At 56.7% G+C, this 15,665-nt stretch carries 10 protein-coding genes; 6 read left to right on the top strand and 4 right to left on the bottom strand.

Features of this window, described 5'->3' with window-relative positions:
• Entirely contained in the window at positions 1-483 is a 483-nt protein-coding gene (locus QRN11_RS19835) for a DUF4231 domain-containing protein (protein ID WP_285314188.1), read from the top strand.
• Positions 484-558: 75 nt separating this feature from the next.
• Here the strand turns inward: QRN11_RS19835 and QRN11_RS19830 are convergent, their stop codons facing one another.
• Positions 559-1,299, bottom strand: coding sequence for a hypothetical protein (locus QRN11_RS19830; protein WP_285314187.1), 741 nt, complete (start codon positions 1,297-1,299; stop codon positions 559-561).
• A gap of 84 nt (positions 1,300-1,383) precedes the next feature.
• The gene (locus QRN11_RS19825; RefSeq protein ID WP_350224013.1) at positions 1,384-2,106 is read right to left on the bottom strand and encodes a S8 family serine peptidase; all 723 of its coding nucleotides are present in this window, start codon (positions 2,104-2,106) and stop codon (positions 1,384-1,386) included.
• 835 nt (positions 2,107-2,941) lie between these two features.
• Between QRN11_RS19825 and QRN11_RS19820 the strand changes: the two genes are divergently transcribed.
• The 4 genes from QRN11_RS19820 to QRN11_RS19805 all read left to right on the top strand — a co-directional run bounded on the left by QRN11_RS19820 (position 2,942) and on the right by QRN11_RS19805 (position 10,153).
• Positions 2,942-4,009 (top strand): hypothetical protein, encoded by a 1,068-nt coding sequence (locus QRN11_RS19820; protein ID WP_285314186.1) that lies wholly within the window; start codon positions 2,942-2,944, stop codon positions 4,007-4,009.
• Between the two features lie 240 nt (positions 4,010-4,249).
• The gene (locus tag QRN11_RS19815) at positions 4,250-6,253 is read left to right on the top strand and encodes a DUF262 domain-containing protein (RefSeq protein WP_285314185.1); all 2,004 of its coding nucleotides are present in this window, start codon (positions 4,250-4,252) and stop codon (positions 6,251-6,253) included.
• A 448-nt stretch (positions 6,254-6,701) separates the two neighbouring features.
• On the top strand, positions 6,702-8,669 hold the full coding sequence (locus tag QRN11_RS19810) for a type I restriction-modification system subunit M (protein WP_285314184.1): 1,968 nt from the start codon (positions 6,702-6,704) through the stop codon (positions 8,667-8,669).
• On the top strand, positions 8,648-10,153 hold the full coding sequence (locus QRN11_RS19805) for a restriction endonuclease subunit S domain-containing protein (RefSeq protein WP_285314183.1): 1,506 nt from the start codon (positions 8,648-8,650) through the stop codon (positions 10,151-10,153). Before QRN11_RS19810 ends, QRN11_RS19805 begins: the two co-directional genes overlap by 22 nt.
• A gap of 57 nt (positions 10,154-10,210) precedes the next feature.
• Here QRN11_RS19805 and QRN11_RS19800 read toward each other — a convergent pair whose 3' ends face one another.
• Both QRN11_RS19800 and QRN11_RS19795 read right to left on the bottom strand, forming a co-directional pair.
• On the bottom strand, positions 10,211-13,330 hold the full coding sequence (locus QRN11_RS19800; protein ID WP_502935063.1) for a DEAD/DEAH box helicase: 3,120 nt from the start codon (positions 13,328-13,330) through the stop codon (positions 10,211-10,213).
• 235 nt (positions 13,331-13,565) lie between these two features.
• Positions 13,566-14,024: a hypothetical protein gene (locus QRN11_RS19795; RefSeq protein ID WP_285314181.1), complete on the bottom strand. Its 459-nt coding sequence runs from the start codon at positions 14,022-14,024 to the stop codon at positions 13,566-13,568.
• A 763-nt stretch (positions 14,025-14,787) separates the two neighbouring features.
• Here QRN11_RS19795 and QRN11_RS19790 point away from each other — a divergent pair.
• Positions 14,788-15,453 carry a hypothetical protein gene (locus QRN11_RS19790; RefSeq protein WP_285314180.1) on the top strand — a complete coding sequence of 222 codons (666 nt, stop codon included), beginning with the start codon at positions 14,788-14,790 and terminating at the stop codon, positions 15,451-15,453.
• The last annotated feature ends 212 nt before the right edge of the window (positions 15,454-15,665 follow it).

The raw sequence follows: 15,665 nt of genomic DNA, 5'->3' as shown, positions 1-15,665 counted from the left end.
ATGGCGCGCGAGGATGAACAGGAACCGGCACGGCCCATCACAGCCGTGCGCACTCCCGCCGCTGAGGATCCCACATGGGACCGGCTGGAGGACCAGATCAGCTGGTATGACCGCAAGAGCGCGGACAACCAACGCCACTACAAGTGGCTCAAGCTGCTGGAACTCGCGGTGGCCGCGGTGCTGCCGGTGGTGGCCGGCATCGGCAGCCCTGTCCTGGTGACCGGCGCACTGGCCGCCGTCATCGTGGTCCTGGAGGGCGCCCAGCACCTCTACCAGTTCCAGGAGCGCTGGATTACCTACCGTTCCACCGCCGAGGCCCTCAAACACGAACGCTACCTGTACCTTGCCAAGGCAGGGCCGTATCTGCGGTCGGACAGGCACCCGCAGTTGGCAGAGCGGATCGAGGGCCTGATCTCCCAGGAACACGCGAAGTGGACCAGCAGCCAGCAGCAGACCCCGAGCCACTCGGAGGAAGGCCGGTAGCCAGGATTCCCTCCCCGGGCCAGCAACGCCGGATGGAACGACGACGGCGGGACTATGTTCCGCCGTCGTCCTCCGTCAATGCCGGCGAACCGCAGCCGCTTCCCGAGGCAGGTGCCCGGCCGACGCGGCTGCCAGGTCATCCTTGAAGCCCTGTTGTACCGCCGCGACGGCTTCGACCGCGGACCGGGGGCTCGTGAGGACAGGTGTTTCGAGGCCGGTCAGCAGGGCGGCAGCAGGTTCCATGCTCGCCTGGGCGAGGACGACGACGTCGCAGCGGCTTGCGAGCACACGCGCTGCTTGGGCGATGCGTGAGTGGTATGCCTCCGCGTCTCCGGCCAGGAAGGCGTCCCACGCACCCTCCACCACGCTGACCTCAACGGTGATGTCAGCCTCCGCGTCAGCGGCCTCCTCGGCGAGGACACGGGTGGTTGGCTCGATGGTGCTCGTGAGAGCCACGAGGACTCCGATTCGCGGGCCGAGGGTCACGGCCCGGCGAAGCATCGGCCGATCGATTCGAATAACGACCAGTCCGTCACCCGACAGGCCCTCCGCTACCTCGCCCAGCGTTGAGCAGGTGCACAAGACGATTCCGCATCCAGCATCTCGAAGTTCCGCGAGATGGGTGGCGACGACGGCACGTACCCTCTCCGCGGCCCCGTCCTGCCGCGCAAGGTCCAGGGCTTCGGGATCCACACGGTGGACCGTGGAGGCGGACGGCAGATGCTTACGGGAGAGGGCGTCGAATGTCGCCACGTGGACCTCCGCCGTGTGGAGGAAGCCGACCTTACTGGCGGCGTCGGTGCGATGATCGGTCATAGTGCCCGACTTTAACAGAGCAGGCACCTCCGCAAGTCCCCGTGGCATGTTCATCCGCAAGGAGGACGAACGTACCTGGCGTTCTCACCAATGTACGGCGAGGTCTGCGTTCACCCGGCCATGCGTCCAAAAAGTCCCGACCCCCTCAATTGGGTTTGTGCTCGCTTCCACCTTCTCGCGGACTGTCCAATTGCTCGCGCCAGGGTTGGCACTCCAAGCGAGCGCGGCAACTGCAGCGACAATCGGTGAAGACATGGACGTGCCGCTGCCGATGTCATAACCCTGGGAACGGTTGTACTCCCTGGCCAGGACAAATCTGTGGTTGGGGAAGGTGGAGTAGACGCTGACCCCTGGCGCTGCGACATCCACCCACGTGCCATACGTGGAGAATGAAGCCTTCTTGTCGTTGTTGTCCGTTGCCCCCACGGCAATGACGTTGGGGTAGGCCCCCGGGTACATCATGGTGGTGCTGTTTCCGTTGCCGGCTGCAGCAACCAGCACCACGCCCGCATTCCAGGCGTTGTTCACCGCAGTTTCCAGGGTGATTGACGCCCCCACGATCAAGCTCATGTTAATGACCTGCGCACCATTCTGGACCGCCCAGTTGATGCCGTTCGCAAGCCCTGAGCTGGATCTCATCCCCGTGTCGCTCAGGATTTTGCCGGCCAGGATGGTGCAGCCCGGGCAAACCCCGCCGACGCCCATGCCGTTGCTGTCGGTTGCAGCGACGATGCCGGCAACGTGTGTGCCGTGGCCGTAGTTGTCCTCGTTGTTTCTCGACGTGGTGAAGTTGGCCCGTGCAACCACCTTCGGGTTGATGTCGGGGTTGTCGGTTGCGACGCCGGAATCGAGGACAGCAACCCGCCGCCCTTCGTGACGTTCCAGGCTTCAACAGCGCCCACATCGGCGTCCGCCGCGCCAGCGGATATCGAGATTTTGCCGTCAGTGTTCGTGAAGGGTTGGGCAGTGTTTTCCAAGGCGTACTGCCGGTCAAAGTAGGTATCGTTTGTGGCCGGCGTGACCACATAATTCGGCACTCCCCTGGACCCTGGTGACGGACGACGGAACCAACCTAGGCAGGTGCAGAAGTTTCCGGGACGCCGGGTCCATCTTGAGGGGGCTGCGGTCCCTGAAGGTGCCCGACGAGACAAGTCAACGTCGCCGCCGTTGGGACTCCTTGGGTAGATGCAAGAGGTGGCCACCTCAGGAACTGGGTCCAGTCGAGGCGACGGCTCGGACGAACCCCCTAGAAATCAAGGTTTTCGAAGCGATGGCCTATTGACAAGCGGGGGGACTTTACGCAGTCCCACATTTCCTTTCGTCTCCCAATGGGTTCGTCACTTATTCGTCACGGCGATTCTGACCGCCCAGCTACCAAGTTGCCTCGCTGTGCCCCTAACAAGTCTCCAGCGGGCGGCGCAATGTCCCAAGAAGGGTGAATTCGGCGCGCCTTAGCGTCGGGAGCTACCCAAGTTGGTCTATCGTCAGATAGGAATTTCGGCACGGCGGATGGTTGTTGGGTGGCAAACGAAGAACTTTTGCAGCGCGGTATCGCCTTGTTTAAGTTCGCTTGCGACGACCGGCTGGAACTAAGCATCTTCGACACAGCTAGGTCTAGGGTTTGAGGCCATAGGGGGCAGAAATGACATCAGAGTCAGAAAAGACTGTGTTCTATCCGCAAGCGTTTTTCTTACACGAACGTCTGCTCACGCAAGATGTGCCGGAGCCAGACAATCGAAATTTTGAAGAGTGGGTCAATTCACAACCGACTCAGATGCATCGGAATAAACTGCGGGCGAGGCGTTGTGAACAAATCGTTACGAACATCTATCAGAGCAGACCGCAGGAGCTCGCAGTTTGGCTCATGAACGACCGGACCGTCGGAGACTCTGAATTAGTCACGACTACACAAAGGTTCTATTTCCGTAAAGTTAGCGACACAAGACGAAGTTTTCGGGCTCCTTCCTCTGTTGATAAAGACGTCACAGTCGAAGGGCGGTTTTCGATCAGTCGATGTGTCGGGGATACCGGCATCGACATGCTTCGGCAAAGCCGGCGAGTGACGGTCTTGGGATACGCCCGGGTTGTTGAGACTAACCCCAAGGTACATATCGAGATCAGTCCTCTGTTTATCGGATGGATCGTTGAGAGGCCCGAATCGGAAGACGCTCCGATCTTTGATTACACCGACAGACGCCAGATATGGGCATCCCAAGTAGATCAATTCGAAAAGATCAAGGACGCACCGAAGGCTACCGCGGAGATGCGGAAAGAAGTCTCGGCAATGCCGGAAGACACAGTGAAGCAACACTTCGCGGAGATCATTGGGGAACCGTACGTAGGCAAAGACTGGGGTGGCGAAAAGTCGGACCTCTTCACGTCTCGATTGACGATAGATGGTCAACCTGTGAGTGTCGGGTTCGCATTCAAGGGCCCTGGAAAGAAGGGGAAGCTGACGATCAGTGCGATGGGGACGAATGGGGATCAAGCACTAAGGCTCTTCGAAGAGCCCATCGACATCGGCGTCGTGCAGCATCACAGAGAGATCGTTCCAGCTGTGAACAACTTACTAGACGCACTGGCGCGACAGCATAACGCGCAATACATGGTCATCGATGGGGAAACGACGGCACAGATACTAAGTGCTTACGGCTACTTGTCCAGCGTGCCGGAGCAATCGGTTATGACGGATGACGACGATGACTTTTAGAGCCCTGCTCAACATCATTGATTGCAGAATCTCGACTCAGGAGCACGGAAAACGGCGAAAGTAAGCATGGCCAGCTCTTGCGGTAGTCCGCCTTGTTGCGTGTGTCCAAGGGCACACTCGCCAACGCCTACAGCTACGCTAGACCGATGCTTTATGAATCGCAAAAGTACCAGCGCTTCGACAAGGATTAGGCAAAAAATAAATCTCTAGAAGCCGGACAATCGCAGCTAGGAAGTTCGCATGAAAGCCAGCCCCACATATTTGCTCGATTCTCTCTCAAACAACGATGTTACGTTTTTCATTCCACCATATCAAAGGAATTACGAGTGGTCGACAGACAACTGCAAAGTCCTACTCGCCGATGTAAGAAAGGTTACCGAAGCGAACCTGTCAAATATAAAGACAGAGCACTTTTTTGGCAGCATCGTCTATGTTGTGGAAGAAGTAGGTTTTGGGGTTCCAGCTAAGTATGTCCTTACTGATGGACAGCAGCGCATAACGACGACGATGCTATTGCTAATGGCATTACGGGATAGCATTGATGATCGCAACTACAAGAAGGAAATTCAGAGGCGCTATCTCGAGAACGATCGAGCCGACGAAAGCGTCGAGTACAAGATCAAACTCAAGCAGGTAGAAACCGACTGGGAAGCCTACAAACTCCTAGTTCTCGAACTAGACATGCCCGACAGCTTGAAGAACTCATCAGTATATCAGAACTACCTTTTCTTTCTCAAGTTGCTTGAACCTTTGATCGATGGCGATAAAAAGAGCCTTCTTGAAAAGGGCCTGATGAAGTTCAGTATCATATCGATACAACTCGAACCCGACCGCAACCCCTGGGAGAACCCTCAGGAAATATTCGAGTCAATGAACTCATTAGGTAAGCCACTTTCGCTTGCTGACCTGGTTCGCAACTACCTCTTGATGGGGAAGAATACACGGCAACAATCTGAGCTCTACAACGGCTTCTGGCTAACTTTAGAGAAACGATTGCCCGGGAAGCTCTCCGAATTCATTCGTGACTGGATGCAAGCAGACCAGCATAGAAGCTTCAAGGTTGCCCGCGAGAGCAACTACAAGGAGCTATACGGGGCCTTTAAGGAGATCACTCGCGGGCGAAGCGTGGAAGAACTGTTTGAAAGCTTTGTCAGATTCTCCCACCCGTACTCAATCGTTTGCGGGCTTGAACAGACAGAGCTCCGGGCGCTTGACCAGGTGATTTTTGACCTTAATGTAATTGGGGTCGCGCCTGCTTACTCCTACTTGGCAGAAGTGCTAGCCGCTTGGGAAGGGCGGAATCTGTCAGACAGAGACGTTATTGAGGTATTGACCGGCATCAGAACATATTTGTTGCGACGACGCGTTCTTGGCATCGCTGTGGCTGAGAACAAATTCTATCCAGTTCTGGGCAAGCGGCTGAGCGAGCTTTCTAGCTCTCAAAACAAGCTGGAGAGTTTGTTCCGTCAGCTTTCGTCTCAAGAGTATGCACTGCGACTACCCAACGATGACGAAATGACATCACGGCTCCGGGCGCTGAACTTCTACAACCTGGGGCGCTCCCGGAGCTACCCTAGACTGCTTCTCTCTATGGCCGAGGAGCACCTTACGAAGTCTCGACCCGCTTGGGATGATTCGCGGCTACAACTTGAGCACATTATGCCTCAGAAATTGAACGCGGATTGGCGTCAGATGCTGGGGGAAGATTCTGAGGCAGTGCATCAAGAGCTTGTGAACAACCTTGGAAATATCACGCTGATTCGCCATAACCAGGAGCTAGGTAACAAGTCTTTTGGCGAGAAAAAAGAGACCTACTCCGGACAATCGGGTCTGCAAGTCACTCAGAATCGTGTTCTAGACCAAGAGATTTGGGACGCCGAGTCCATCAAGAGACGGCAAGATTATCTTATCGGCTTGATCACCCAGAAAATCCTAGACGTCCCTGCCAGCTTCAAGCGCGCGAGCAACTGGAATCAGAGCGATCGAGATTCTACTTCATTCGATCAACGGGCGAAGTTGAATCCGCTGATTGGAGAGACAATCGAGTTCGTTTCGAATCCGTCTATGGTTGCCCAAGTGGTCAGCGATTCCAGAGTATTGTTTGAAGGCGAGGAGTGGGCTCTCGGGCCGCTAACGAAGGCGCTGAAGGAACGGAGTGGCGCGAAGATTAGCAAGACCAGCAGCTTTCATGGTGCTTCAAACTGGAGTTGGGATGGCGTGAAGTTGGTTGATCTCGATATCTGACGCTCACGTGGTGGGCACCAGATCCCGGCCAATCGTTCCAAGGTCATTGAGCGCATCATGCCGGCCGTAGTTGACGGCTTCCCTGTGCAAATAGTCACACAGCTGCAGAATCTCGCCCTGGCGCTAACGAACAGAACAAGCGGGAATCTTACGCATCGCCCGCTTGTCCGGCTTTTCTCAGCGTTTTCGTCACTGTTGGCGCCTCGCGCCACTGCCTCAGGCGGGAGTTCCGGGAATCGTTCCAGGCTGAACATCTGCAAGTACGACTCGCCCGGCCGACGCACTCAGAGCTGTCGGCAAGGATGAGAGACTGGATTGATCGACAGTCTCGGCGCAGCCCCGAAGGTCCAAGCTCCGCGAAGCGTGATGGAATGTCGGCTTACTTGCCGGCCTGGCCTTGTCTGCGTCCGCCGTCGATGGCAGGCACCAAACGATTTGAAGGATACTTGTGACCATCACCCAGACCAGTCTTGATATTCCTATGCTGCCGTCAGTAATCGTGGCGCCTGGAAGGATCCTTGATTACGTCGACGGTGTAACTCAACGACAGGACACCCCCGAAGAGTACGTTCGACAAGAGATCGCCAAGTCCCTCGTTCGTGAATATGGCTATCCTAAGACCAACATCGCTGTTGAGTGGCCGCTGAAGTTTGGAAGCCGCCGAGTCCGCGCAGACTTGGCCATTTTTGCTTCCGGCGCCGAGCGGGACCAGCCCGACGCTCAAATCCTCATTGAGTGCAAGCGGTCGTCTATCAAAGCTTCCGACAGGAAAGACGGCGTCGGGCAACTACAGAGCTATATGGCAGCTTGTCCGAACGTCAGTTACGGGATGTGGACTAACGGAAGCGAGCGTGAATGCTTCCATATGGTGACTCGTGACGGTAAGAGGATCCTAGAATCTGTTCCTGATATTCCACGCTTTGGAACTAACAGCGAGGCTGAAGATCAGCCAGAGTTTGACCAGCTTCGTCCTGCGGCAAGCGACTCTCTGCTCTTCGCATTTCGGCGCTGCCACGACTACATTGCAGGAAACCAAGGTTTACAAAAGCCAGAGGCCTTTTGGGAGCTACTGAAACTAATCTTTTGCAAAATTCAAGACGAGCGTGGTTCAGATCGCCCAAACTTTTTCGCGTCTGCAAAAGAACGTTCAGGGATCAACGGCCCGCTCAAGTGCAAGAAACGAATTGACTCCCTGTTCGCAGCCGTCCGGGAAGACTATCCACAGATCTTTAAGCCACAAGAGGAAATAGAGCTCACTCCGGTCGTCTTGGCCTATATCGTGACGCAGCTCCAGATGTTCGCTTTGCTGGACAGCGACATCGATGTGAAGGGCAAAGCGTACGAAGAAGTTGTTGGCTCCAACCTGCGTGGGGACCGGGGCGAGTTTTTCACCCCCCGAAACATCTGTTCGATGATGGTCGCGATGGTCGATCCCACCGATAGCGATATCATTCTGGATCCGGCGTGCGGCACCGGCGGCTTTTTGATTACGGCTATGAACCACGTCCTCGACAAGATCGCAGATGAAGTCAATACGAGCAGTCGCAGCCACGCGGCTAAAAGCATGAGCATAGAAAGCCGCAAAAAGAAGTTCTTGGAGCGCAACCTGATAGGGATTGACTTCAACCCAAGCCTCGTCAAAGCCAGCAAGATGAACATGGTCATGAACAATGACGGTTCCGGCGGTCTCTATCAGTCGAACTCGCTGGCTTCACCTGCAACCTGGACGGATGGACTCCGAGAGCGTCAGCTTTTCGGCCAGGTTGACGTGATCGTCACCAACCCGCCGTTTGGATCCAAGATTCCTATCGATGACCCCTCCATACTTGAGCGCTTTGATCTAGGACATCACTGGACTTATAACGAAGAGTCCGACACTTGGGTCAAAGGAACTGAGACCAAGTCACGTCCTCCTGAGATCCTTTTCATCGAACGCTGCGTGGCCCTTCTAAAGCCTGGGTCAGGGGTTGCGGCAATGGTCCTACCGGACGGCATCCTAGGGTCTCCGGGTCTTGGCTACGTGCGACAGTGGCTCATGGATCACACAACTATTCTGGCCAGCATCGACCTCCATGCAGACACCTTCCAGCCCGGCACCAGCGTGCAAACAAGCGTACTGGTTTTCCGTAAAAAGACCGCGGAACAAGTTCGCGATGAAAGCCTGTCGGGCCAGATGATGAACTACGACGTGTTTATGGCTATATGTGATCACGTGGGACATGACAAGCGTGGAAATTCGATCTACGTACGCGACGACGACGGAAATGAAGTAATCGTCGAGACTCGCGATGTAGTTACTGCCACAGTGGACGGCGTGAGGACAAAGCGCCTTCACAGCGCGCAAGAGCGCAAGATTGATGACAACACGGCAGACATAGCAGAGGCATTTCGGGCATGGCAGCAGCAGAACGTTTAGAAGCGCAACTTCCAGAAGTAACGGCAAAGGGTCTGGCCGTTGATTTAGCGTGGTCGAGCGTGAAAGTCTCGGTTCTCCAGCGCGGGCAGCGGCGTCTTGAAGCCAGCTCCTACCTCACGGATGGATACGGGCAACGGCAGTTGATTGAAGCGCGGCCGAGTGGATGGAAGCGCATGGAAGATGTTGCAGAAGTTTGGCAGCCCTCGCGGCTTAAAGGCGTCGTCGTTCGCCCGCACGCTGGGCTTCCATTTCTTTCAGCAGGCCAAGTTTTTGAGGCCGCCCCCGTTGTAAGAAAATGGCTGGCGACAAGCCACGTCCCGAACAGGGCGGAGAGATACGTTAAGAGCGACTGGCTGCTAATGAGCTGCTCTGGTCGGGTTGGGCGAATCACCGCCGTGTATCCCCATCACGAGGACCTGGTGGTCACGCACGATCTTCTTCGCATCGTCCCCAAGTCGAAGACTGACTACGGGTGGTTGTACGCCTACATGCGGACGAAGGCCTTCGGGGGAATCGCACAAAGCTCTCAGTACGGGCACATGATTAAGCACCTTGAACCGGAGCACGTACAACGCATGCCCGTCGTCGAACCCGCAGCAGAGATTAAGCAACGAGTTGCCGCGCTGGTGGAAAAGATTATGGAAAAGCGTCGCGATGCCATGCAAATCAAAGCAGTAGCCGACGACTTATATGAGTCTCTGATCGATCCTGAAGGAACTTCTTTAGATTCATCCGTTGGCGGTCCCGTACCGATAAATCTTTTGCTTAAGGCACGGCGCCGACTTGATGCTCAGTTTGTCCGTCCTGACTTCAGGCAAATCGATTCGTTTATTCGATCGGCAAGTACGCGACCAGTAGAGTCAGTCGCTGACGTCACGGACAGCGTTGGTCTCGGTGGGCGCTTCCGTCGTTACTACGGTGAAAAGGGAACGCCATATCGGAGCGCCGAGGAATTGTTCGATCTGAACGCTCCTGTTACGAAGCGAATTTATTCGGCATTGGTTCCCGGCAGCGATGAGTATGTCCTTCGGCAGGGATGGATCATCATGGCTCGTTCGGGGCAGGTGTACGGCCTAAACGGACGATGCCTGCTTCTAACCGAAGCTCACGAAGGAATATTCGGTAGTGATGACCTGATACGCATCTTGCCGAACGCTGATGCTATTCATCCGGGCTACCTGCTGATGGTGCTGACAAACCAGAAGTTCGGAAGGCCGATGGTTATCCGTAATGCCTACGGAACGTCGATTCCTCACTTGGATCCTATGGATATAAGAGAGATCCCAGTACCACGGTTTTCCGAAGACGTGGAGGAACAGATCGGGGCGCTAATGGAAGAAGCCGCGGTGCTGCGCGACGAGGCAGATGCACTCGAGAATGAGGCTACTGCCTTAGCCGAGGCGACTGTTGCCGATTTCATAGGAGTTCACGAGCTGACCAGCAGCCACCAGGAGCCATCAAGGCTATTACGGGCAAAGTTATGAGTTACCAGTTGCCGAATTTTTGAAGCCGCGAATATCACTGCAGGCTGCCAATAGGTTCTATTGGACCACTGCCGCTGCCGTCGCAAACACATCTGCTGGCATCGGCCGGTGCAGCTTCCACGTGATCGCGATTGGCTTCTCACCCCTGTGCTGAACATAGTCCACCTGGCCCAGACATGTGTATGGAACTGTCAGCCCGGTCTCGTCGTCCGCCGTGTCCCGCGTGAAGATCACAACCCTCGAGCCATGTGAAGCCCGGTCAAGATAGCGCCGCCCCGTCGGACTGGTTGGCGAGGTCGCGTTCTGCGACTCCCAGTGGAACAGCTCCGGGCTGATGGCGTAGTCCTTGTACATCGTGGTCGCTGAATGCTTCTTGTCGTCCTTGTTTAGGGTGACAAAGAAGGCATCTGTGGAAGTTGCAGGACACCATGCGACGCCCTCGCGGTGCTGCACATTCTTGCCCTGTTCCAGCGAGCCGTACTGAAGCGCCGCGAGAACCTCCTCGCGCCGGTAGGTAGCATGCGAGAGCAGCGGGACATGCTGCAGCCCCGCACCGAGGCTCTTAGCCGCATGCTTTGATGCCGCCGACCCCAGCTTCACGACCTGGCGAATCTCGCGGCACACAAACTGATAGCCGCGCAGATGGTCCAGCCCGTCGTCGTACGTGCTGAACCCGCCGCCGTCGTCCCACAGCGTGTAGAAAAGCATTCGCGCAAAAGCCTGCTCCCGCAAGCCAAGCTCGGCATAACGAGGCGCGTCGGGAGCAACCAGCATGGAATAGGCGGCGGCGCGTTCCGGATCGTCCACGTGAATCAGCGCGGCCATGCGGCCCAGCAGCTTCTTTTCCTCCGCGTCCGACAGCTCCTCAATTTTCCCACGAAGCACGGTCTCCAGGGGCGAGTACCCTTCGATCAGCCCTGCCTGGCGGAGGTAGCCGGTCCACGAGTCCCTGGTGGAACGGTAGATCGTCTTCACGTCGTTCCCCGACCGCTCCAGATAAGCCTCTAGCTCGGTCTCGGCGTACGAGGCAATATCCCGGACCAGCTGTGCCCGGTTGAACCGGAGCTGTGCCTTAATGTTGTCCAGCACCACCTTCTGTGCTACCCGGTCCAGCACGATCTGGGAGCCGGACGGCAGGTACGGGAACTCATCCTCGACAGCCTTCTCCAGCTCCTTGCGCCCGTAGCCGGTCAGCGCCCGGTAGCGTAGGTCAAAGCGGAACTCACGGCGCTGCTGGCCGATGAAGTCCAGGACCGTCAGCACCGCTTTGCCCTCAGCACGACGCAGCCCGCGTCCAAGCTGCTGGAGGAAGACGGTGGCGCTCTGCGTGGGCCGGAGCAGCAGGATGGTGTCCACCTGCGGCAGGTCCAGGCCTTCATTAAAGAGGTCGACGGCGAAAATACAGTTGATCTCCCGCTTCCCCAGGCGCCTGAGGGCTTCCTCTCGGTCAGCATTGTCCGTGGTGCCGTCGACTGCGACGGACGCAATGCCGGCTCGGTTGAACACCTCGGCCATGTAGCGGGTGTGCTGCACGGAGACGCAGAAGCCGATGGTCCGCATCTGGTCGGCGCTGGTGACCTTGTCCCTGAGTTCGCGGATGACCTTGGCGGCCCGGGCGTCGTTCCCGGTGTAGAGGGCGCTCAGCTGGGTGGTGTCGTAGTTGCCGCGTTTCCATTCCAACTGGCTCAGGTCGACGTCGTCGGAGACGCCGAAGTAGTGGAACGGCACCAGCAGGTCAGCATCCAGGGCGTCCCAAAGCCTTAGCTCGCTGGCGGTCCGGCCGTCGAAGAATTGTTTGGCGACGTCGACGCCATCGCCGCGCTCCGGTGTAGCGGTGAGCCCGAGGAGTTGCTGCGGCTGCAGGTAATCCAGCAGGCGCCGATAAGTGGGCGCCATGGCGTGATGAAACTCATCGATGACCACTATGTCGAAGAAGTCAGGCTCCAGCTGCTCGATGCCGAGCGAAGACAGCGACTGAACCGAGGCGAAGATGTGCTTCCACTCTCGCGGCTTGTGGTCCCCCACGTAGAGTTCACCGAAAGCGCCGTCCTGCATGACGTCGCGGTAAGTGCGCATCGCTTGCTTCAGGATTTCCTGCCGGTGGGCGACGAAGAGTAACTTTAGGTCACGGCCCGCAGCTTCGCTGAGCCGCCTGTAGTCCAGTGCGGCGATAACCGTCTTGCCAGTCCCCGTGGCGGCGACCAGGAGGTTGTGGTTGAAGCCCTTGGTGCGCTCCGCTTCCAGTTCCTCCAGCATCTCCTCCTGGTGAAGGAACGGCTGAACCTCAAGCCCGGTGGCAGCATCCGGGGCCGCGGTGCGGCGGCCGCCGTTGCGTTCCAACGCGGCGTCCAGCTTCTCGCCGTCGCGCTTCGGGTCGTAGCTCTGGAAGGGCCGCTGCTGCCAGTAGCTGTCGAAGGTGACCTCGAACTTCTGCAGGAGGGCCGGCGTTGCGACGGAACTGAGCCGGACGTTCCACTCAAGCCCATCGAGGAGGGCAGCCTGGCTCAGGTTGGAGCTGCCTACGTAGGCGGTGTCGAAGCCGGTGTTCCGGCGGAACAACCACGCTTTGGCATGGAGTCTTGTCGCCTGGGTTTCGTAACTGATCTTCACTTCGGCCCCGTACCTCTGGACGAGTTCGTCAATCGCCCGGCGTTCCGTTGCGCCCATGTAGGTGGTGGTGATGACTCTGAGTTTGGCGCCGCGCTCTTTGAGCTGCCGAAGGGCAGGCTCCAAGATCCTAATGCCGGTCCACCGGACAAAGGCACAAAGGAGGTCCACGGTATCTGCAGACTCCATCTCGGCCTTGAGCTCGGCTGCGAGATTTGGGTCATCCTTGCTATTGGTGAGCAGGGAAGAGTCACTCAGTTTAGTGATTGGGCGGCGGAGATTCCGACGTTTAAGAGCAGCTGGACGATGTAGTGACTGAAGCTGGGTAGGACCTTCCAGGATGCGGTCTTCTGTCTTCAGTTTCTCGAGAAGCAGGTTTGCTAGGCCGACCCGCTCGGCTGGCGTAGCCATGGCGAGAGTTTTGCGCACAGCGTCGGCGATATGCCTAGCTAAGACGTCGGGGGCGTTTTCGTCGTCGATAGTTGCGAAAGCTGCTTGCAGCCTCGGCTCTTTACTCACTGCCTTGTCGAGCGCGACCGTATTGAGCAGCTCGTACAGGCCTTCGGACAGGTGCTCTGCGGGGACTCCCCCGTGAAAAATATTCACGTCCCCAGAGTATTGTGTGAATGCTGCAGAGTCGTGCTGCCCCGCTCGTGGTGGAATAACTCACTCTTCACTGCCCGGAGGTCATTCGTCATAGAATTATTTCCTCCGAAGGAGCACAAGCGGAACGCTGGTTATTAGCACCCTTCAAAACGACTAGGACGTCTGACTTTACATTGGAAGTTCAGGCGAGACTCAGGGCCTAAACCAGGACCTTGCGAGCTGAAGCTTCGAATGCAGCCTGGGCTTGCGGCAGTATTTCAGCAAAGACCACCGTGAAATTTTCGCGGCTCTTGTTGTCTATCGAGTCAAAGTAATCTTGAGCGGATCCGGCAAGCTTGGGATACCCCAGCCTAAAGCTCGCCAAAATAGAAAGCATTTCGAGCCGCAAAGCATTCCGCTTATCAATGTTTCTAGTCGACTCTGCACGGTCATCATCAGATTCCAAAGACTTTCGGCGGAGTCCGCCCTGTCGATCATCATATATGTCCAGATTCATTTGAGCAATTTCCGCTCCGACAATCAAGAATCGGGCCGATATTTGAGTTAACTCCGTGCGCCTAGCCCGCTTGTCATCTCTGTGGCTCTGGATGATCATAGAGACTAGAGCCCCGGCAAAGCCAAACATGGCGCCGACCAGGGCAGCATACAATTCCGTCACATTTCCCCTTAAATATCAGCTGTCAGCCGTTGAAACTGCGGCCTAAGAATCAAGCTGATGCTACCCGACTTAGCGACTGCCCGAACTAGTGACCATAGGAACCGTCCTCGAAGTGACCGCGGGATTGCTCCAAGCCATGGTTTTCTATTGTTGCCGGGTTGGTGTTTCGTATGACCTCGTTTCCGGGCGCCGCTGGGGCTGCCACCTGATCGACGCGATGCTTGAGCGGTTTCTTGTGTCGGGACTGTACGACAAGACATACCTGGATAAGCCTGCCCTTACATTTGGCAGACATTAGGCCATAAGATTCCAGATTTTTCTCATGGTTTGAAAGCTTTTGAGGTTCGCCCGAGCCGTGAAGATGGCCTTACAGATGCATTGCATCGTCGGGGACTCGGTACTTTGGCGCCCTCAGGGCGCCGCGGACAGTGACGGCGAACAACATGCCGGGTCCTAGTTAACATGAGCGGCCATCGGACAGTTAGAGCAATACCGCTACTGAGGGAATGGGGACCTCTCAGTACCGGTCCTTCTCACTGCCGTAGATAGGGGACTTCCGAATCACGCCTCCGCGCCTACAGGGGTTCCACGGTATTCATGCCTGTCGCTCCTGGACCGACCGGTCATCAACTACCTCAGAATCAGCGCTGAGCAGCTGGAGTGCAGCGCTGAGTCTGCCCCCCCGTAGCGCCTCCCCACTGGGTCTACGGCGATAGTTTCGGCTCGTGCAGTCAGCCCGTGTTGGTGACCCTAGGATGATTCAATGGGCGAGAACCGAAGATCCGAATCACCAGATGAAATTACCGAATCTTGGCGGAAGAAGTGGCGACTGAGTCGTCCCTGGATAGCCGTCTACGCTTTTGGCGCAGTTTCGGGCGCGGGCGTAGATGCCCTTGCACGCGAACTCGTATCAGCGGGAACTCTGAGCGGAACTGGTATGGGCGCGAAGGACTGGGCCACCATCTATATCACTACACTCGCCCTCTTCGTATCTGTCGCGGCGTTCGCGCACACCCGAAGCAAAGCAACGAAAGACGCTTTTCTCGCCATTCACGAGAAGATGTTTGATCTCGAGATTCAAGAGGGACGAGGCATCCTCTATAGCAAAATCAAGAGCTTGGACGACGCAGAGAAGTTGAAGAAGTACGACAAAGAAAGCTTTCGGAAGGTCAACCGCGCGATCGCGATGTGGGACGTTCTCGCGATGTATGTCAGCCGCGGCTATCTACCCAAACAGATGGTCTTAGAGGAATGGGGTCGAAACTTGGCAAAATATCGAGGTCGAGTGCTGTTGTTCGGGGAGGCTCGGAACAAACACTGGGAGCACTATGAGGCACTCAGCAAAGAAGCCTGTGAAAAGTACCCCTCCGCGGCTGACGAGTTGAAAGTAGAAGGGCGTAGCCGAAAAAGCTTGTACCCGTTCCGGTGAGCCTTTCTCAGGGTAATCAGCGTTGGTAGATATCGCCTACAGACAGCCGTTCTAGTTCGGTGCTCTGCAACGAGCCTCTTTAGTTTCGGGTTGGCTGGCAGAACGACTCACAGTTCCCGCCCAGCGAGCTCCTCGACGAGATATCCTTCTGTGCTGGTGTCAGCGATGGTCGAAAAGTGAGCCATTTCGCGGGCTGAAAAGTGAGCCACTTT

This window comes from Pseudarthrobacter sp. fls2-241-R2A-168, from assembly GCF_030209335.1.
Classification (GTDB): Bacteria; Actinomycetota; Actinomycetes; order Actinomycetales; family Micrococcaceae; genus Arthrobacter.
This window is presented reverse-complemented; position numbering and strand designations above follow the sequence as displayed.